The 19,991-nt window shown below is 67.7% G+C and carries 16 protein-coding genes; 3 read left to right on the top strand and 13 right to left on the bottom strand.

Annotation, left to right across the window (positions count from 1 at the left end; translation table 11 throughout):
- Positions 1-21: 21 nt before the first annotated feature.
- The 10 genes from BLV92_RS08220 to rpsB form a co-directional block, all read right to left on the bottom strand.
- The gene (locus BLV92_RS08220) at positions 22-558 is read right to left on the bottom strand and encodes an OmpH/Skp family outer membrane protein (RefSeq protein WP_090543908.1); all 537 of its coding nucleotides are present in this window, start codon (positions 556-558) and stop codon (positions 22-24) included.
- 50 nt (positions 559-608) lie between these two features.
- Positions 609-2,915, bottom strand: a complete 2,307-nt coding sequence (gene bamA / locus BLV92_RS08215) for an outer membrane protein assembly factor BamA (protein ID WP_090543906.1) — start codon at positions 2,913-2,915, stop codon at positions 609-611.
- A 70-nt stretch (positions 2,916-2,985) separates the two neighbouring features.
- On the bottom strand, positions 2,986-4,365 hold the full coding sequence (gene rseP, locus BLV92_RS08210) for an RIP metalloprotease RseP (RefSeq protein WP_090543904.1): 1,380 nt from the start codon (positions 4,363-4,365) through the stop codon (positions 2,986-2,988).
- A 43-nt stretch (positions 4,366-4,408) separates the two neighbouring features.
- The gene (locus BLV92_RS08205; protein ID WP_090543902.1) at positions 4,409-5,590 is read right to left on the bottom strand and encodes a 1-deoxy-D-xylulose-5-phosphate reductoisomerase; all 1,182 of its coding nucleotides are present in this window, start codon (positions 5,588-5,590) and stop codon (positions 4,409-4,411) included.
- 10 nt (positions 5,591-5,600) lie between these two features.
- Positions 5,601-6,410: a phosphatidate cytidylyltransferase gene (locus BLV92_RS08200; protein ID WP_090543901.1), complete on the bottom strand. Its 810-nt coding sequence runs from the start codon at positions 6,408-6,410 to the stop codon at positions 5,601-5,603.
- Positions 6,404-7,186: a polyprenyl diphosphate synthase gene (gene uppS / locus BLV92_RS08195; RefSeq protein ID WP_090543899.1), complete on the bottom strand. Its 783-nt coding sequence runs from the start codon at positions 7,184-7,186 to the stop codon at positions 6,404-6,406. Before uppS ends, BLV92_RS08200 begins: the two co-directional genes overlap by 7 nt.
- A 67-nt stretch (positions 7,187-7,253) precedes the next feature.
- Positions 7,254-7,814 (bottom strand): ribosome recycling factor, encoded by a 561-nt coding sequence (gene frr / locus BLV92_RS08190; protein ID WP_090543897.1) that lies wholly within the window; start codon positions 7,812-7,814, stop codon positions 7,254-7,256.
- Between the two features lie 94 nt (positions 7,815-7,908).
- A complete protein-coding gene (gene pyrH, locus BLV92_RS08185) occupies positions 7,909-8,625 on the bottom strand; it encodes a UMP kinase (protein WP_090543896.1) in 717 nt (238 codons plus the stop codon).
- Between the two features lie 210 nt (positions 8,626-8,835).
- A complete protein-coding gene (gene tsf / locus BLV92_RS08180; protein WP_090543894.1) occupies positions 8,836-9,717 on the bottom strand; it encodes a translation elongation factor Ts in 882 nt (293 codons plus the stop codon).
- A gap of 183 nt (positions 9,718-9,900) precedes the next feature.
- Entirely contained in the window at positions 9,901-10,656 is a 756-nt protein-coding gene (gene rpsB / locus BLV92_RS08175) for a 30S ribosomal protein S2 (protein ID WP_090543892.1), read from the bottom strand.
- Between the two features lie 486 nt (positions 10,657-11,142).
- Between rpsB and map the strand changes: the two genes are divergently transcribed.
- A complete protein-coding gene (gene map / locus BLV92_RS08170; RefSeq protein ID WP_090543890.1) occupies positions 11,143-11,964 on the top strand; it encodes a type I methionyl aminopeptidase in 822 nt (273 codons plus the stop codon).
- Between the two features lie 353 nt (positions 11,965-12,317).
- Positions 12,318-14,897, top strand: a complete 2,580-nt coding sequence (locus BLV92_RS08165; RefSeq protein WP_090543888.1) for a [protein-PII] uridylyltransferase — start codon at positions 12,318-12,320, stop codon at positions 14,895-14,897.
- A gap of 598 nt (positions 14,898-15,495) precedes the next feature.
- Here the strand turns inward: BLV92_RS08165 and BLV92_RS33025 are convergent.
- Positions 15,496-16,176, bottom strand: a complete 681-nt coding sequence (locus tag BLV92_RS33025; RefSeq protein WP_309147621.1) for a hypothetical protein — start codon at positions 16,174-16,176, stop codon at positions 15,496-15,498.
- Here BLV92_RS33025 and BLV92_RS33020 point away from each other — a divergent pair.
- Positions 16,123-17,088, top strand: coding sequence for a pseudouridine synthase (locus BLV92_RS33020; RefSeq protein WP_309251021.1), 966 nt, complete (start codon positions 16,123-16,125; stop codon positions 17,086-17,088). The genes BLV92_RS33025 and BLV92_RS33020 overlap by 54 nt on opposite strands.
- 78 nt (positions 17,089-17,166) lie before the next feature.
- Here the strand turns inward: BLV92_RS33020 and def are convergent, their stop codons facing one another.
- Both def and ligA read right to left on the bottom strand, forming a co-directional pair.
- On the bottom strand, positions 17,167-17,700 hold the full coding sequence (def, locus tag BLV92_RS08155; RefSeq protein ID WP_090543884.1) for a peptide deformylase: 534 nt from the start codon (positions 17,698-17,700) through the stop codon (positions 17,167-17,169).
- A complete protein-coding gene (gene ligA / locus BLV92_RS08150) occupies positions 17,697-19,757 on the bottom strand; it encodes an NAD-dependent DNA ligase LigA (protein ID WP_090543882.1) in 2,061 nt (686 codons plus the stop codon). The genes def and ligA overlap by 4 nt, the downstream gene beginning before the upstream one ends.
- Between the last annotated feature and the right edge of the window lie 234 nt (positions 19,758-19,991).

Here is a 19,991-nt window from a genome sequence, read left to right as displayed (position 1 = left end):
GCGCCTCTCTTGCTCCTGCTATCAGTTGCCGGCCGGCGCCGCGAGCGCCTTCAGCACCTGGTCGGTGATGTCGATGCGCGGGCTCACGTACACCGCCTCCTGCACGATCAGGTCGTAATGCTGCTGCTCGGCAATCTGCTTGATCACCTTGTTCGCCTTGTCCAGCACCGCGGCCAGCTCCTCGTTGCGGCGCTGGTTCAGGTCCTCGCGGAACTCGCGCTGCTTGCGCTGAAAGTCGCTGTCGAGCTGCGACAGGTCGCGCTGCTTCGCCGCGCGGTCGATCGCGGACAGCGACGGGCCGCTCTTGTCCAGCGCATCGGACATCGACTTCAGGCGCTGCGCCATGTCCTGCAGATCCTTGTCGCGCTTCGCGAACTCGGCTTCGAGCTTGGTCTGCGCGGCCTTCGCGGGCGCCGACTCGCGCAGGATGCGGTCGGAGTTCACCGCCGCGATCTTCGCTTCCTGCGCATGCGCGACGCCCGTTCCGGCAAACACGAACGTCGCGAGCGACAGCGCCACTGCCCCGATCAAACGTCTGGAAAACATACCCGTTAGCAAAGTCACCCTCTCGTTTCTGTTGGTACTGGCAAACCCGCCTGCCCGCCCGGTCAGAATGCCGTCCCGATCTGGAACTGGAACTTCTGGTACTGGTCGCCTTCGTGTTTCTGCAGCGGGAAGCCAAGGCTCAGCTTGAGCGGACCGATCGGCGAAATCCACGCGAGACCCAGACCGTAGCCGTAACGCAGGCCGTTCGCGCCGATGCTGCTGCCTTCCGTGCCCCAGACGTTACCACCATCGAGGAACGTGAAGACGCGCAGCGTACGGTCGTAACCGGTGCCCGGCAGCGGGAACGTCAGCTCGATGTTGCCGACGATCATCTTCGAGCCGCCGATCGGATCGTTCGTCGTCTTGTCGCGCGGACCCAGCGAACTCGGCTCGTAACCGCGGACCGAACCGATACCGCCCGCGTAGTAGTTCTTGAAGATCGGGAACGGCTTGCTGCCGATGCCGTTGCCGTAGCCGCCCTGGAAGTTCAGGCCGAGCACGAAGCCGCGTGCGAACGAGTAATAGTACTGGGCCTGGAGATCGGCCTTGTAGTACTCCGCCCCGCCGATCGGCGTGCCGTATTCGGCGTTCGCCTGCGTGAAGTAGCCCTTGCTCGGCACCAGTGCGCTGTCACGCGAATCGCGCGACCAGCCGACCGTCAGCGGCACGTTGGTCGAGATCCGGCCGAAATCGGTCACGTAGTCCTTGTAGCTCTGCGGCGTCGCGGCATCGGTGTCGATGCGGTCCTGCTCGACGCCCGCGCCGAAGTACACCGTATCGACTTCCGAGAACGGGATGCCGAACTTCAGGTCGCCGCCCGCGGTGATGATGCGGAAGCTCGAATCGGTCGAGTAATACAGCGGCTGGTACGTGCGGTAATAGAGGTCGGTGATCCGCTTGATGCCGTCGACCGTGAAATACGGGTCGACCTGCGTGACGGTCAGCGTGCGGTACGTTCTTGCGGTGTTCACGTTCACCGACAGGCTCGTGCCGGAACCGAACACGTTGTCCTGCGAAATGCCGGCCGACAGCACGACCTTGTCCGTCGACGAGAAGCCCGCGCCCAGCGTGATCGCGCCGGTCGGCTTTTCCGCGACCTTCACGTTGATGTCCACCTGGTCCGCGGTGCCTTCGACTGGCACGGTCGTCACGTCGACGTCGGTGAAGTAGCCGAGGCGGTTGATCCGGTCTTTCGACAACGCGAGGCGGTTCGAGTCGAACCATGAGCTTTCGAGCTGGCGCATTTCGCGGCGCACGACCTCGTCGCGCGTGCGCGTGTTGCCGATCACGTTGATGCGGCGCACGTACACGCGGCGGCCCGGATCGACCTGCAGCGTCAGGTCGACCTTGTGGTTGACCTGGTCGATCTGCGGCACCGCGTTCACGGTCGCGAACGCGTAGCCGTATTCGCCCAGCTTGTCGACGATCGCCTTCGTCGTCGCGGTCAGCTTCTCGGCCGAGAAGCGGTCGCCCGCGCGGATCTTGACGAGCTTGCTCAGTTCGGCTTCGCGATCGAGCAGGTTGCCTGCGAGATGGACGCTCGACACGGTGTACGGCTGGCCTTCGTGCACCGTGATCGTCAGGTACATCTCCTTCTTGTCCGGCGAGATCGACACCTGCGTCGATTCGATGCTGAATTCGAGGAAGCCGCGATTCAGGTAGAACGAGCGCACGTTCTCCAGGTCGCCGGTCAGCTTTTCCTTCGCGTACAGGTCGTTCTTCGTGTACCACGAGAACCAGTTCGGCGTGGACAGCTGCATTTCGCCGAGCAGCGTGCCGGTGCTGTACGTGTGGTTGCCGATGAAGTTGATCTGGCGGATCTTCGCGCTCGGCCCTTCGACGACCGTGAACAGGATGCCGACGCGGTTGCGGTCGATCGGCGTGATCGTCGTCGTCACCTCGGCCGCGTAGAAGCCGCGCGTCAGGTACTGGCGCTTCAGTTCCTGCTCGGACTTTTCCACGAGCGCGCGGTCGTAGTAGCGGCCCTGCGACAGCCCGACCGCGCGCAGCGCCTTCGTCAGATTGTCCTTGTCGAATTCATGCACGCCGGCGAAGTCGATCGTGCCGATCGCCGGGCGCTCCTGCACCTGGACGATCACCACGCTGCCTTCGGTGGCGATCTTCACGTCGTTGAAGAAGCCCGTCGCATAGAGCGCGCGGATAGCTTCGGATGCCTTGTCGTCGGAGAACGTGTCGCCCTGCTTGATCGGCAGGTAGGCGAACACGGTGCCGGGCTCGACGCGTTGCAGCCCTTCGATCCGGATGTCCTGCACCACGAAAGGAGTCGTCGCTGCGTGGGCGACCAGTCCATGCGCGGCGAACGCCGCGGCCGCAACCGTCTTTGGAACCAAACGATGAGGTCTAAACAACGTGCTTCCCCAGTGTGTATAGCTGCATCAGACCAGGCGGGCGCCTGATGGAAGGACGCCGCCGGATACTTTAAAAATGGATTAACCGAGCCAGATCGTTGAACAGTGCGATCGCCGACAGCGCGACGATGCAGGCCAGCCCGGCTCGCTGGAGAATCAGCTGCCAGCGATCCGATACGGCTTTGCCCGTAACGGCTTCAACCAGATAATATAACAGATGCCCCCCGTCCAATACCGGAATTGGGAGCAGGTTCAGCACGCCGAGGCTAATGCTGACAAGGGCGAGGAACGACAGGAATGCAGACGGCCCAAGGCGCGCGCTCTTGCCCGCGTAGTCCGCAATCGTTACCGGGCCTGACAGATTGCGCAGCGACGCGTCGCCGGTGAGCATCCTCCCGAACATCCGCACCGAGTACGCCGCGATGTCCCACGAGCGCTGCGCGCCGAGCCGCACGCTCTCCAGCGGCCCGTAGCGCACGTCCACCGACGGCACCTGGGTCGCGAGCGCCGCGCCGATGCGGCCGACCTGCTCGCCGGTGTCCGGGTCGCGCTGCGCGGCCGGCACGATCGTCAGCGGCACGACGTCGCCGTTGCTGCCGCGCTCCACCTCGATCCGTACCGGCTTGCCCGCATGGCCCTTCACGTACGCGATGAACGCGCTCGCGCTGTCGACCGGCCGGCCGTCGATCGAGCGCAGCCGGTCGCCCGCGGCGAGACCCGCCTGCTGCGCGGCGCTGCCCGGCTCGACGCCCGCGACGCGCAGCGTGCCGCCGCCCGCTTCGAGGCCGAGGCGCGACATGAAGTCGTCGTCGAGATCCTTGCTGGACAGTTGCGACAGATCAAGCGGGAAGTCATAGGTGCCATCGCCGTCGCGCGCGGACAGCACGACCCGGCTGTCGTCGTCGAATGCGGCCGCGAGCAGCTTCCAGCGCAGGTCCGACCACGAGCGCACCTGCTCGGTGTCGCTGCCGGTCGCACTGCCGACCGCGACGATCGTCTCGCCGCCCTGGAAACCGGCCTGCGCGGCCGCCGAGTGCGACGGCGGCGCGGCGACGATCGGCGCAGGCTCGCTGACGCCCGTTGCATACACAACGGCGAACAGCACGATCGCGAGCAGGAAGTTCGCGAGCGGCCCCGCCGCGACGATCGCAATCCGCTTGCCGACCGGCTGGCGGTTGAACGCGTGCGGCAGGTCCGCCTCATCGATCGGCTCGCCGGTCTCGCGCTCGTCGAGCATCTTCACGTAGCCGCCGAGCGGCAGCGCGGAAACCGTCCATTCGGTGCCGGTCTTTTTGCTGACCCACTGCGCGAGCGGCTTGCCGAAGCCGATCGAGAAGCGCAGAACCTTCACGCCGCACAGCCGCGCGACGCTGTAGTGCCCGTATTCGTGGACGACGACGAGCACGCCGATCGCCACCGCGAAGGCAACCAGTTCGATGAGCAGGTTCATATGCGCCTCACTGCTTGGGCAGCGCGCCCGGCGTTGTTCGGCGTCAAGCCGGCACAGGCAGGCTGTCGATGATGGTCTGCGCCGCGCGGCGCGCCAACGCGTCCGCGTCGAGCACGTCGTCGAGGCTCGCGGCGCTGCGGTTCGCGAGCCGGTCGAGCACCGTCTCGACCGTCTGCGCGATCGCCATGAAACCGATCCGGCGGTTCAGGAACGCGTCCACCGCCACCTCGTTCGCCGCGTTCAGCGACGCGCTGGCGATCCCGCCGGCCGCAAGCGCCTTCATCGCGAGCGCAAGGCACGGGAAACGCTGGTAATCCGGCTTCTCGAACGACAGCGTCGCGATCTGCGCGAGATCGAGCTGCGCGACGCCCGAATCGACGCGATCCGGGAACGCGAGCGCATGCGCGATCGGCGTGCGCATGTCCGGGTTGCCGAGCTGCGCGAGCACCGAGCCGTCCGCATACGACACGAGCGAATGGATCACGCTCTGCGGATGGATCAGCACGTCGATCCGGTCGCCCGCGAGGCCGAACAGCCAGTGCGCCTCGATCACTTCGAGGCCCTTGTTCATCATCGTCGCGGAATCGACCGAGATCTTGCGGCCCATCACCCAGTTCGGGTGCTTGCACGCTTCGTCCGGCGTCACGTCGACGAGCGTCGCCGGCTCGCGCGTGCGGAACGGGCCGCCCGACGCGGTCAGGATGATCTTCGACACGCCGCCGTGCAGCGCCGCCTCGCGCGGCAGGCACTGGAAGATCGCGTTGTGCTCGCTGTCCACCGGCAGCAGCACCGCGCCGTGGTCGCGCACCGCGTCCATGAAGATCGCGCCGGACATCACCAGCGCCTCCTTGTTCGCGAGCAGGATCCGCTTGCCGGCGCGCGCCGCCGCGAGCGACGGCGCAAGGCCCGCCGCGCCGACGATCGCCGCGACGACCGTGTCGCAGCCGTCGCTCGCCGATACCTCGACGAGCGCGTCCTTGCCGTACGTGACCTCGGTGCGGCAGCCGGCGTCGCGCAGCTTCTGCGCGACGCGCGCGGCGGTATCCGCGTCGCCGACCACGGCGACTTCCGGCTTGAAGCGCAGGCATTGCTCGACGAGCTTGTCGCCATTGCGGTGCGCGCTCAGCGCATAGACGGAGAAACGGTCCGGATGGCGCGCGACGACGTCGAGCGTGCTGTCTCCGATCGAGCCCGTGGAACCGAGCAAGGTAAGTCGTTTTTGCATATCTCTTTCTCTAGCTGACGAGCAGCAGCGCGAGCGGCAGCGTCGGCAGCAGCGCGTCGATGCGGTCGAGGACGCCGCCGTGACCCGGCAGCAGGCCGCTCGAATCCTTCACGCCGGCCTGGCGTTTCAGCATCGACTCGAACAGGTCGCCGATCACGCTGAACGCGACCAGCACAGTAAGCATGAACAACGCGCGCGGCGCGCCGAGGCCGGCGAACAGCGCGGAAAAGAGCGTCGGCGCGAACGCCTGCGTGAGCGCCGCGGCGAGCGCGACGACCATCACCGCGACCCAGCCGCCGACGGCCCCCTCCCAGGTCTTGCCGGGGCTGATCGCGGGCGCGAGCTTGTGGCGGCCGAACGCCTTACCGGCGAAGTATGCGCCGATATCGGCGAGCCAGACGACAAGCAGCAGCGACAGCACGAACGCGATGCCGACGCCGCGCGCGACGACGAGCGCATGCCAGCACGCCGCGAAGATCACGAGGCCCGCGACGAGCAGGAACGCGCGCCACGCGCCGGCGGCAAGCACCGGCTTGCGCGCGAGCACGTAAGGGCCGGCGACCACCCAGAACACGCCGGCCGCCTGGAACAGCGGCCGCGGCGCGTCGAGCCGCGTGCTCGCCGCGACCGCGAGGCCCGCGATCACCGCATAGACGATCGAGCCGGCCGCGCCGGCCTTCAGAAGCCGCGCCCATTCCCACGCGGCGAACACGACGACGACGCCGATCAGCGCGCCGAACGCGGCGACCGGCGCGAACACGGTGACCGGCACGAATACCGCGAGCAGTACGATCGCCGTGATGACACGGGTCTTTAGCATGAAAGGGAGTCGGCGTCCTGGGATTGCGGTTCGAGCTGCGCGCTCGTGCGTCCGAAGCGGCGCTCGCGTTCGGCATACGAGGAGATCGCGTGCGCCAGCGCGTCCGCGTCGAAGTCCGGCCAGTAGGTGTCGGTGAAATAGAACTCGGTGTACGCGAGCTGCCACAGCAGGAAGTTGCTGATGCGCTGCTCGCCGCCGGTGCGGATGAACAGGTCCGGCTCCGGCGCATACGCCATCGCGAGATGCTGCGCGAACGAGTCCTCGGTAATCGGCGCCGGCTCGCCGGTGCGCGCGGCTTCCTCGACCAGCTTGCGGGTCGCCTGCATGATGTCCCAGCGGCCGCCGTAATTCGCCGCGATCGTCAGCGTGAGTCGCGTGTTGCGCGCGGTCCGCGTTTCCGCGCGGCGGATCAGGTCCTGGATGCGCGAGTCGAACATCGACAGGTCGCCGACCACGCGCAGCCGGATGCCGTTCGCGTGCAGCTTGCCGACCTCGCGCTCCAGCGCGGTCACGAAGAGGCGCATCAGGAACGACACCTCGTCGGTCGGACGCCGCCAGTTCTCCGAACTGAATGCGAACAGCGTCAGATATTCGACGCCGCGCTTCGCGCATGCCTCGACGGCCGCGCGCACGGCGTCGACGCCGCGCGTGTGACCGGCGACGCGCGGCAGGCGGCGTTGCGTCGCCCAACGGCCATTGCCGTCCATGATGATCGCGATGTGGCGCGGCACGGCCGCCACGTCGGGCACTCGAACGGTTGAGCTGGTATAGGTCATGGCCGTCGGACTATAGCTGCGATAAAGAAAGGAGACTGTGCGTGACGGTACAGAAGGCGTCGCCGCCTCAAACCGTCATGATCTCGGCTTCCTTCGTCTGCACGAGCTTGTCGATCTCCGCGACGAAGCGGTCCGTCAGCTTCTGCACTTCGTCGTTCGCGCGGCGCTCGTCGTCCTCGGAAATTTCCTTGTCCTTCACGAGCTTCTTCAGTTGCTCGTTCGCGTCGCGGCGCAGGTTGCGCACCGCGACCTTCGCGGTCTCGCCTTCGCCGCGGACCACCTTGGTCAGCTCGCGGCGGCGCTCTTCGGTCAGCGCGGGCATCGGCACGCGGATCACGTCGCCGTGCGACGCCGGGTTCAGGCCGAGATCCGATTCGCGGATCGCCTTCTCGACAACCCCGACCATCTTCTTTTCCCACGGCTGCACGCCGATCGTGCGCGCGTCCACGAGCGTCAGGTTCGCGACCTGCGAAATCGGCACCGGCGAGCCGTAATAGTCGACCTGGATGTGATCGAGCAGGCCGGTATGCGCACGGCCCGTGCGGATCTTCGACAGGTCGTTCTTGAATGCCTCGATCGAGCGCTGCATTTTCTGCTCCGCGCCCTTCTTGATGTCAGCCAAAGCCATTTTCAAACCTCCGAACCTTCATAACGGTACGAGCCGACCGGTGCGCCCGACGGCGGCGCCGGCCAGCGTTCGACTCTCTCGCGTGACCGAGAGTTTACACGTGGACGAGCGTGCCTTCGTCTTCGCCGAGGATGATGCGCTTCAGCGCGCCCGGCTTGACGATCGAAAACACCCGGATCGGCAGCTTCTGGTCGCGGCACAGCGCGAACGCGGTCGCGTCCATCACCTGCAGGTTGCGGCTGATCGCCTCGTCGAAGCTGATCGTCGTATAGCGCGTCGCGCTCGGGTCTTTCTTCGGGTCCGCCGAATACACGCCGTCGACCTTGGTCGCCTTCAGCACGACTTCCGCGCCGATCTCCGAGCCGCGCAGCGCGGCCGCGGTGTCGGTCGTGAAGAACGGGTTGCCGGTGCCGGCCGCGAAGATCACGACCCGGCCTTCTTCCAGTTGACGGATCGCGCGCGGCCGGATGTACGGCTCGACGACCTGATCCATCCGCAGCGCCGACTGGACGCGCGCCTCGATGCCCGCGTGGCGCATCGCGTCCTGCAGCGCGAGCGCGTTCATCATCGTCGCGAGCATGCCCATGTAGTCGGCGGTCGCGCGGTCCATGCCGGCCGCGCCGCCCGCGACGCCGCGGAAGATGTTGCCGCCGCCGATCACGACCGCGAGCTGCGTGCCGAGCTGCACCACCTCGGCCACGTCCGCCACCATCCTTTCGATCGTGGCGCGGTTGATGCCGAACGCATCATCGCCCATCAGGGCTTCGCCGGAGAGTTTGAGCAGAACGCGTTTGTAGGCGGGTGTGGGCATGGGATATCCAGATCGCGCGGGAAAGGACAATAACTTGAAACTGTAGGGGTGAAATACGGCTTCGGGCAAGCGCCGCCAGAAATCGCGGTGACCTGCGGCATCGACCGCGGCGGGGGCTTGCCGCGGCCGGTGCTGCAACGCTGCCCACCGCGGCGCATTGCTGCGCCGCGGGTACTGCAGGAACTGCGATGCTGCCTGATGCGTACTGCGTTATTGCTGCTTCGCAGCAGCGACCTGCGCCGCCACTTCGGCTGCGAAGTCGTCCTGACGCTTCTCGATGCCTTCGCCGACCACGAACAGCGTGAACTGCTGCACGGACGTGCCGGCCGCCTTCAGCATCTGCTCGATCGTCTGCTTGTCGTTCTTCACGAACGGCTGGTTCAGCAGCGACACTTCCTTCAGGAACTTCTGCACCGAGCCGTCGACCATCTTCGCGACGATCTCCGCCGGCTTGCCCGACTCGGCCGCCTTCTGCTCGGCGATGCTGCGTTCCTTCGCGATCAGTTCGGCCGGCACGTCGTCCGCCGACAGCGAGACCGGCTTCATCGCCGCGATGTGCATCGCGACGTCCTTGCCGACCTGCTCGTCCGCGCCGGCATACTCGACCAGCACGCCGATGCGGGTGCCGTGCAGGTACGCGGCCAGCTTGTTCGACGTCTCGAAGCGCGCGAAGCGGCGGATCGACAGGTTCTCGCCGATCTTGCCGACGAGCGCGAGGCGCACGGCGTCGACCGTCGAGCCGTCGAGCGGCAACGCGGACAGCGCGGCGACGTCGGCCGGGTTCTGCGTCGCGACCAGTTCGGCAACCGTCTTCGCGAACGCGAGGAAGTCGTCGTTCTTCGCGACGAAGTCGGTTTCGCAGTTCAGCTCGACCACCGCGCCGGTGTTGCCGCCGATGTACGACGCGATCACGCCTTCAGCCGTCACGCGCGACGCCGCCTTGCTCGCCTTGTTGCCGAGCTTCACGCGCAGCAGCTCTTCCGCGCGCGCCATGTCGCCGTCGGCTTCCGTCAGGGCCTTCTTGCATTCCATCATCGGCGCGTCGGTCTTCGCGCGCAGTTCTGCCACCATGCTTGCGGTAATTGCCGCCATCATTCGCTCCTTGAGTCTGTCTGGTACGCCGACCGCTCTTCGATGCGGCCGGCAGGAATTCGTTTCCGCACGACACGCTTTTTTACAGTGTCGCCGGTGCCACGCGTGTGACGCTTCCATGACCACGGCTTAAAAAAAAGGGGCCTATGGAAAGCCCCCTTTTCTTGCCGGACACGGGGCAGCTTACGCCTCCGGGTTGACCTCGACGAACTCGTCGTCGCCTTCGTTCTGGCGAACCGCCTGAACGACGTCGTTGACCGCGTTCGCACGGCCTTCGAGGATCGCGTCGGCAACGCCTTGCGCGTACAGCGCGACGGCCTTGCTCGCGTCGTCGTTACCCGGGATCACGTAGTCGATGCCTTCCGGCGAGTGGTTCGTGTCGACCACCGCGATGACCGGAATGCCCAGCTTGTTCGCTTCGGTAACGGCGATCTTGTGATAGCCGACGTCGACGACGAAGATCGCGTCCGGAATGCCGCCCATGTCCTTCACGCCGCCGATCGACTTCTGCAGCTTCGCGATCTCGCGTTCGAACAGCAGCGCTTCCTTCTTGCTCATCTTTTCGAGCTCGCCCGCCTCGACCGCCGTCTCCATGTCCTTCAGGCGCTTGATCGACACCTTCAGCGTCTTGAAGTTGGTCAGCATGCCGCCGAGCCAGCGTGCGTTGACGAACGGCATGCCCGCGCGCTGCGCTTCCGCCTCGATCGTGTCGCGCGATTGACGCTTCGTGCCGACGAACAGGATCGTGCCGCGATTCGCCGCCAGTTGACGCACGTACTTCAGTGCGTCGTTGTACATCGGCAGCGTCTTTTCGAGGTTGATGATGTGAATCTTGTTGCGATGACCGAAAATGAACGGGGCCATCTTCGGGTTCCAGAAGCGCGTCTGGTGTCCGAAGTGGACGCCGGCTTCCAGCATTTGACGCATGGTGACTGCCATGTAAATCTCCGCTAGGGTTGAGTCTTAAGCCGGCTGCTGTATCGACCGCGCCGCCACCGCCTCCGGTGATGCTGGCGCGACCGACACCCTGGGTGCGCCGGCTCGCGAGTGAACTGTCGCTGCCGGATCGGACCGGGACTTGCTCGAAGTCCGCCGATGCTTTCCGGCTACGCCCGCGACAGCTATGGGCTCGCCGCCCTCCGATCCGATAACCTTCCTTTTTCGGCCTTTTCCCGACCTCTTCGGCCGGAATCCACCGCGGATGACCGCGCGAGAAGCCAGAATCCGGAAGATATTCAGGGAAATCGAGGAGCGACTTAGCCGACGATTATAGCACGCGAGCCTGACGCCCCTCAAGCCGGGCGTTACCCTCGTAAATGGCGACGCCCCGGACCTGTCGCCGAAGCGACCACCCGATCAAACATCAGCGACGGCCTGGATTCGGTGCGATAATCCGCCATTGAACTGCATTTCCGGGTTTACATCATGGCCATCACCATCAAGAACGACCACGACATCGCGCAGATGCGCGTCGCCTGCCGCCTCGCGAGCGAGGTGCTCGACTACATCACGCCGTTCGTCGTCGCCGGCGTCACGACGGGCGAACTCGACCGCCTGTGCCATGAATACATGCTGAACGTGCAGGGCACGGTGCCCGCGCCGCTGAACTATCAGCCGCCCGGTTATCCGCCGTACCCGAAGGCGACCTGCATTTCCGTCAACGACGTGATCTGCCACGGCATCCCCGGCCCGAAGGCGCTGAAGAACGGCGACGCGCTGAACATCGACATCACGGTGATCAAGGAAGGCTACTTCGGCGACACGAGCCGGATGTTCATCGTCGGCGAAGGCTCGATCCTCGCGAAGCGGCTCGTGCAGACCACCTACGAATGCATGTGGCTCGGCATCGACCAGGTGCGGCCGGGCGCGCACCTCGGCGACATCGGCCACGCGATCCAGCGTTACGCGGAATCGCAGGGCTACAGCGTCGTGCGCGAATACTGCGGCCACGGGATCGGCACGGTATTCCACGAGGATCCCCAGGTGCTGCACTACGGGCGCCCCGGCACCGGCATCGAGCTGCAGCCGGGCATGATCTTCACCGTCGAGCCGATGATCAACGCGGGCCGCCGCGACATCCGCACGATGCCGGACCAGTGGACCGTGAAGACCCGCGACCGCAGCCTGTCCGCGCAGTGGGAGCATACGGTGCTCGTCACGGAAACCGGCTACGACGTGCTGACGGTGTCGGCCGGCACGCCGGCGAAACCGGCGATCGTCACGCAGGCCGCGGGCGCGGCTGTCTGAACGCGGAATCGACCGCGAAAGCGTCAGCGGGCGCGGTTTCGCCCCGTCGGCCGCGAGAGTCGTTGCGCGAGCCAAGCGGGGAAAACCAGCGCAAAACGTGGTCTGGACAAGGGAGCCGGCGGCCTCCATGCAGGAAAACGGCCACGCCGGCAGTGAACTTGCAGCGCCCCGCCGGTTGTCGCCAGCAACAATCTGACTGACACGACGGGCGGCGCCCCTTTCCGCCGGCCACCCGACGCTTCGCAAAAGAACCTGGGCGCAACCCGCCCGCCCCGCGACGACGAACGATCCACCCAGCCGGGCCTGCCCGGCCGGCCAACCCCTAACCCCCGCGCCCCGCGCGAGCCGAACCCATGAGCGTCCCCGCAGTCGCCCTCTCCGATACGTCGTCGCTGAAGTCCGATTACAAGGCCGCGAAGGCCCGGCTGATCGAGCGGTTCAAGACGGCCCCGAACGTCGACACGCTGATGCACGCGCTCGCGCAGGTCACCGACGACACGCTGCGCCGCGCGTGGGACACCTGCGACCTGCCCGCGTCGCTTACGCTCGCGGCGGTCGGCGGGTTCGGGCGCGGCGAGCTGGCGCCGTACTCGGACGTCGACATCCTCGTGCTGCTGCCCGACGACGAGCCGCTCGCGCCGCTCGAATCGCGGATCGAGCGTTTCATCGGCCTCGCGTGGGACCTCGGGCTCGAAATCGGCAGCAGCGTGCGCAGCGTGTCGCAGTGTCTCGAAGAGGCGGCGAACGACGTGACCGTGCGCACGTCGCTGCTCGAAGCGCGCCGGATCACCGGCAGCGCGGCCCTGTTCGACGACTTCGCGCAGCGTTACCGCGACGCGATGGACCCGCGCGCGTTCTTCCAGGCGAAGGTGCTCGAAATGCGCCAGCGCCACGCGCGCTTCCAGGACACGCCGTACGCGCTCGAACCGAACGTGAAGGAAAGCCCCGGCGGCCTGCGCGACCTGCAACTGATCCTGTGGATCACCGAAGCCGCCCTGCTCGGCAGCAGCTGGCGCGAGCTGGACCAGCGCGGGCTGATCACCGGCCGCGAGGCGCGCGAACTGCGCCGCAACGAAGCGTTCCTGAAGACGCTGCGCGCGCGGCTGCATGTGATCGCCGGCCGCCGCCAGGACATCCTCGTGTTCGACCTGCAAACGGCGGTCGCCGAGAGCTTCGGCTACAAGGCGAGCGCCGCGCGGCGCGCGAGCGAGCAACTGATGCGCCGCTACTACTGGGCCGCGAAGGCGGTCACGCAGCTCGCGACGATCCTGATCCAGAACATCGAGGCGCAGTTGTTCCCGAGCACGAGCGGCATCACCCGCGTGCTGTCGGACCGCTTCGTCGAAAAACAGGGGATGATCGAAATCACGCGCGACGACGTGTTCGAGCGGGAGCCGCACGCGATCCTCGAAGCATTCCTGCTGTACGAGAAGGTGCCCGGCGTGAAGGGCCTGTCCGCGCGGACGATGCGCGCGCTCTACAACGCGCGCGACACGATGGACCAGCACTGGCGGCGCGACCCGGAAAACCGCCGGCTCTTCATGGAGATCCTGAAGCAGCCGGCCGGCATCACGCACGTGATGCGGCTGATGAACCAGACCAGCGTGCTCGGCCGCTACCTGCTGAACTTCCGGCGCATCGTCGGGCAGATGCAGCACGACCTGTATCACGTCTACACGGTCGACCAGCACATCCTGATGGTGCTGCGCAACATCCGCCGCTTCGCGGTCGCGGAGCACGCGCACGAATATCCGTTCTGCAGCCAGTTGCTCGCGAACTTCGAGCGGCCGTGGGTGCTGTACGTCGCCGCGCTGTTCCACGACATCGCGAAGGGCCGCGGCGGCGACCATTCGACGCTCGGCATGGCCGACGCACGGCAGTTCTGCCGCCAGCACGACATCACCGGCGACGACGCCGAACTGATCGTGTGGCTCGTCCAGCATCACCTGACGATGAGCCAGGTCGCGCAGAAGCAGGACACGAGCGACCCCGAGGTGATCAAGCGCTTCGCGGAACTGGTCGGCTCCGAACGCTGGCTGACCGCGCTGTATCTGCTGACCGTCGCCGACATCCGCGGCACGAGCCCGAAGGTGTGGAACAACTGGAAGGGCAAGCTGCTGGAGGACCTGTACCGCTCGACGCTCGCGGTGCTCGGCGGCGCACAGCCGGACACGCACTCGGAACTGAAATCCCGCCAGGAAGAGGCGCTCGCGCTGCTGCGGCTCGAAACGGTTCCGGACGACGCGCACCGCGCGCTGTGGGATCAGCTGGACGTCGGCTACTTCCTGCGCCACGACGCCGCCGACATCGCGTGGCAGACGCGCGTGCTGTACCGGCACGTGCACGCGGACAAGCCGGTCGTGCGCGCGCGGCCGTCGCCGATCGGCGAAGCATTGCAGGTGCTCGTGTACGCAAAGGACCGCCCCGACCTGTTCGCGACGATGTGCGGTTATTTCGACCGCAACGCGCTGTCGGTGCTCGACGCGCGCGTGAGCACGACGCGCCACGGCTACGCGCTCGACAACTTCCTCGTCGCGCAGACCGAGGGCGACGTGCAATACCGCGACATCGCGAACCTCGTCGAGCAGGAACTCGCGGAGCGCCTCGACGCGACCGGCGCGCCGCTGCCGGAGCCCGCGAAGGGCCGCCTGTCGCGGCTGTCGCGCACCTTCCCGGTGACGCCGCGCGTCGATCTGCGGGCCGACGAGCGCGGCCAATACTACATCCTGTCCGTGTCCGCGAACGACCGGCCGGGCCTTCTTTATTCGATCGCGCGCGTGCTGGCCGAACATCGGATCGGCGTCCACGCGGCGCGGATCAACACGCTCGGCGAACGCGTCGAGGACGTGTTCCTGCTCGACGGTTCGGGCCTGTCCGACAACCGGCTGCAAATCCAGCTCGAAACCGAGCTGCTGCGCGCGATCGCCGTCTGAATCATCCATGCGAGCCAAACTCACAGCCAAACATCCGCGCCCGGCCACGCCGGAGCGCGCGCCCGTCCGCCGCGGCAGCACGAACGCGCGCAAACCCGCGCGTCCGGCCGCGGCCGCCCAGCCGGCCGCCGGCCCGAAACGGCCGAAGCTCGCCGGTGAAGCCGGGGCCGCCCGGCCGCGCCGCGCCGGCGATGCCGAATCCGGCCCGCGCCGCGAAGGCGGCAAGCCGGCATTCGGCCGTGGAGCCGCAGGCGGCGACCGGAAACCGGGCGGGTTTGCCGGCACCGGCCGGCCGCCCCGCCGCGACGCCGACGCGGGCGACCGCCGACGCGCCGGCCCGGGAGCGCGCGATGAACGCGCGCCACGTTTCGGCGGATCACGCGACCGCGACGAGCGGCCAGCGCGACGCAGCGAAGGCGAGCGTAGCCGCCCGTTCACGGGCGACCGGCCGGCGCGCGGCGACGAACGCGCACCACGTTTTGGCGGGCCGCGTGACCGCGACGAACGGCCGGCGCGACGCAGCGAAGGCGAGCGTAGCCGTCCGTTCACGGGCGACCGGCCGGCGCGCGGCGACGAACGCGCACCGCGTTTCGGCGGATCACGCGACCGCGACGAACGGCCGGCGCGACGCAGCGAAGGCGAGCGTAGCCGCCCGTTCACGGGCGACCGGCCGGCGCGCGGCGACGAACGCGCACCACGTTTTGGCGGGCCGCGTGACCGCGACGAACGGCCGGCGCGCCGCAGCGAAGGCGAGCGTAGCCGTCCGTTCACGGGCGACCGGCCGGCGCGCGGCGACGAACGCGCGCCGCGTTTTAGCGGATCGCGCGACCGCGACGAACGACCCGCGCGCCGCAGCGACGGTGAACGGCCGCCCGCACGCCGCTCGTTCCGCGACGGCGAACCGCCGGCACGCGGCCCGCGCCGCGACGACGACCGGCCGGCTCGCGGCGCTTTCCGTGACGGAGAACGGCCCGCGCGCGGCCCGGCCCGTGATGGCGGCGACCGGCCGATGCGCGCGTCGTTGCGCGACGGCGAGCGCCCAACCCGCCCGCGCCGTGACGGCGACGCGCCCCCCGAGAAGCGCGGCTACGGCGATCGCCGGCCGGCGCGCGCGGAAGACGGCGGCCGTCCCGCGCCGCGCCGTGAACGCGACGGCGCACCGGAAAGCCGCAGCCCGCGCGGCGACGCGGAGCGCCGCCCGTTCGCGGATCGCGGCGAACGCCGCGTGGCACGCCCGGTGAAGGCCGGCGACCGCGCCGACGCCGCGCCGCGCGGCCACGCGCCCCGCGACGACAACGCAGCGCCCGCGCAGCGCCCGCGCCGCACGCCGGCCGATCGCGAGCCGCAAGGCCGGACCGACCGCAAGCCGCCGCGCGCAGACAGCCCGTCGCCGGCCGCGGACCACGCCGTCCGCGCCGTCCACTCCGACGAAAGCGGCTCGCTGCGCCTGTCGAAGCGGATGTCCGAACTCGGCCTGTGCTCGCGCCGCGAGGCGGACGAATGGATCGAAAAGGGCTGGGTCTATGTGGACGGCGAGTGCATCGACACGCTCGGCGCGAAGGTCACGCCGGACCAGAAGATCGAGATCGATCCGGCCGCGCTCGCCGCGCAGGCGCGTCAGGTGACGATCCTGCTGCACAAGCCGGTCGGTTATGTGTCGGGCCAGGCCGAGGACGGTTATCCGCCCGCCGTGACGCTCGTCACCGGCGACAACCACTGGGACGGCGACCGCTCGGGCCTGCGCTTCTCCGCGCAGCACCTGCGCACGCTCGCGCCGGCGGGCCGCCTCGACATCGACTCCACCGGCCTCCTCGTGCTCACGCAGGACGGACGCGTCGCGAAACAGTTGATCGGCGAGCAGTCGGACATCGACAAGGAATACCTCGTGCGGGTCGCGTACGGCGACATCGAGACCGAAATCGACCAGCATTTCCCGCCCGAAAGCCTCGCGAAACTGCGTCACGGCCTGTCGCTCGACGACGTGCCGCTGAAGCCCGCGATGGTCAGCTGGCAGAACGGCGAGCAGTTGCGTTTCGTGCTGCGCGAAGGGAAGAAACGGCAGATCCGCCGGATGTGCGAGCTGGTCGGGCTGAAGGTGGTCGGCCTGAAGCGCGTCCGGATGGGCCGCGTGCTGCTCGGCGCACTGCCGCAGGGCCAGTGGCGTTATCTGGGCGCCGACGAAGCGTTCTGAGTCGAAACCACGCGGGCCGCCGCCGGGAATACACCGGCGGCGGCCCGGCGGCAGCGCCCGCAGCGGGGCGACCGCCGTTCAATCGTCGCTATTCGGATCGAGGTCCGGAAACAGCACTTCGGTGAAACCGAACTTCGAGAAGTCGGTGATCCGCATCGGATACAGCTTGCCGATCAGATGGTCGCACTCGTGCTGGACCACCCGCGCGTGGAAACCCTCCGCGACGCGCTGGATCGGATTGCCGTACTGGTCGAAACCCTCGTAGCGGATCATCGAGAAGCGGCTCACGACGCCGCGCATCCCCGGCACCGACAGGCAGCCCTCCCAACCCTCCTCCATGTCCTGCGAAACCGGATGGATCGTCGGGTTCAGCAGCACCGTCTGCGGCACCGCCGGCGCGTCCGGATAACGCTCGTTCTGCTCGAAACCGAAGATCACCACCTGCAGATCGACGCCGATCTGCGGCGCGGCGAGGCCCGCGCCGTTCGCCGCATGCATCGTGTCGAACATGTCGGTCACGAGCGCGTGCAGTTCGGGCGTGTCGAAGTGATCGACCGGCTTTGCGATCCGGAGCAACCGCGGATCGCCCATCTTCAGAATTTCACGGATCATGTCGTGGGCCCCTCTTCAATGAGCTTGCGCATGCCTTCTTCGTCGAGCACGGGCACGCCGAGTTCCTCGGCTTTCGCAAGCTTGCTGCCCGCGTCGGCGCCCGCCACCACGTAATCGGTCTTCTTCGACACCGAGCCGGCCACTTTCGCGCCGGCCGCCTCCAGCATCGCCTTCGCGTCGTCGCGCGCGAGCGTCGGCAGCGTGCCGGTCAGCACGACCGTCTTGCCGGCCAGCACGCCCACCGGCGCCTTCGGCGCGGGCGGCCCCTCGGGCCACGTGACGCGGCCCGGCGCGCGCAACTGCTCGATCACGGTCCGATTGTGCTCTTCCGCGAAGAACTGGCGAATCGACTCCGCGACCACCGGCCCGACGTCGTTCACTTCCAGCAATTCCTCGACGGGCGCGTCCATGATCGGATCGAGCGAGCCGAAATGCTTCGCGAGATCCTTCGCGGTCGATTCGCCGACGTGGCGGATGCCGAGCGCGTAGATGAAACGCGCGAGCGTCGTCGACTTCGCGTGTTCGAGCGAGTCGAGCAGGTTCTGCGCGGACTTGTCCGCGAAACGGTCGAGCGCCGCGAGCGTCGAAAAGCCGAGGTTGAACAGGTCGGCCGGCGTGCGCACGAGGTTCTGCTCGACCAGTTGATCGATGATCTTTTCGCCGAGGCCGTCGATGTCGAGCGCGCGGCGTTGCGCGAAATGCCACAGCGCCTGCTTGCGCTGCGCGGGGCAAAACAGTCCGCCGGTGCAGCGCGCGATCGCCTCGTCCGGCAGCCGCTCGATCCGCGAGCCGCAGACCGGGCAATGCGTCGGCATCACGAACTCGCTCGCATCCGGCGGCCGGCGTTCGAGTATCGCGCCGACGATTTCCGGAATCACGTCGCCCGCGCGCCGCACGATCACCGTGTCGCCGATCCGGATGTCCTTGCGCCGCACCTCGTCCTCGTTGTGCAGCGTCGCGTTCGTGACGGTGGCGCCGCCGACGAACACCGGCGTGAGCCGCGCGACCGGCGTGATCGCGCCGGTGCGGCCGACCTGCACGTCGATCGCGAGCAGCGTGGTCAGCGCCTCCTGCGCGGGGAACTTGTGCGCGAGCGCGAAGCGCGGCGCACGCGACACGAAGCCGAGCGCGTCCTGTTCGTCGCGGCGGTTCACCTTGTACACGACGCCGTCGATGTCGTACGGCAGGCTGTCGCGCTTCGCGCCGACGCCGCGGAAAAAATCCAGCAGACCCTGCGCGCCGTGGACGACCGCGCGCTCGCCGTTCACCGGCAGGCCGAGTTCGACGTACCAGTCGAGCAGCCCGCTATGCGTGTCCGGCATCGGCGCGCCTTCGAGCACGCCGATCCCGTACGCGAAAAACGACAGCGGACGCTGCGCGGTGATCTTCGGGTCGAGCTGACGCAGGCTGCCCGCCGCCGCGTTGCGCGGATTCGCGAACTCCTTCTGCCCGGCGTCGCGCTGCCGCTGGTTCATGCGCTCGAAGTCGCGGCGGAACATCAGCACCTCGCCGCGTACGTCGAGCACCTTCGGAATCCGCGTGCCCTTCAGCCGCAGCGGCAGCGAGCGGATGGTCCGCACGTTCGCGGTGACGTCCTCGCCGGTCGTGCCGTCGCCGCGCGTCGACGCCTGCACGAACGCGCCGTCGACATAGCGCAGCGAGATCGCGAGGCCGTCGAACTTCAGTTCGCACGCGTATTCGACGTCGGCCTCGACCTTGCCGAGCGCGTCCGCGACGCGCTTGTCGAACGCGACAATGTCCTCGTCCGCGAAACCGTTGTTCAGCGACAGCATCGGCACGTCGTGCACGACCTGCTCGAAGCCGGCCGCGGCCTCGCCGCCGACGCGCTGCGTCGGCGAGTCCGGCGTCAGCAGTTCCGGATGCTCCGTTTCGAGATGCTGAAGCTCCTGGAACAGCCGGTCGTATTCCGCATCGGGCAGATCCGGCTGGTCGAGCACGTAGTACGCATGGTTCGCGCGTTCGAGTTCGGCGCGCAGCCACGCTGCGCGTTGCGACGCAGACGTTTCATCGGGATGTTTTGCGGACGTTCGGGCCATGCTGAGGCGGCGTTGGGGAGTGGTTTGCGAGTGGGATTCCGGACGTCAGATTATCGCAGGAAGCGTACCGCGTCGCATCGGCCGGATGGGGTTCAACCGCAGCACGCGTGCGGCATCGCACGCGCGTTACCCGGACGCCGGGCAGCGGCCCGGAAGAGCGGGCCATCCTGCACAGCGGGCCGCACGGACGCTTCCGGCAACGCCTGTCAAAGCGCGAAGCAAGCGCCGGATGCG

The sequence above is a fragment of the Paraburkholderia caballeronis genome (assembly GCF_900104845.1).
Lineage (GTDB): Bacteria > Pseudomonadota > Gammaproteobacteria > Burkholderiales > Burkholderiaceae > Paraburkholderia > Paraburkholderia caballeronis.
Note: the sequence above shows the minus strand (reverse complement) of the source record. Positions and strands in the feature narration are given on the sequence as shown.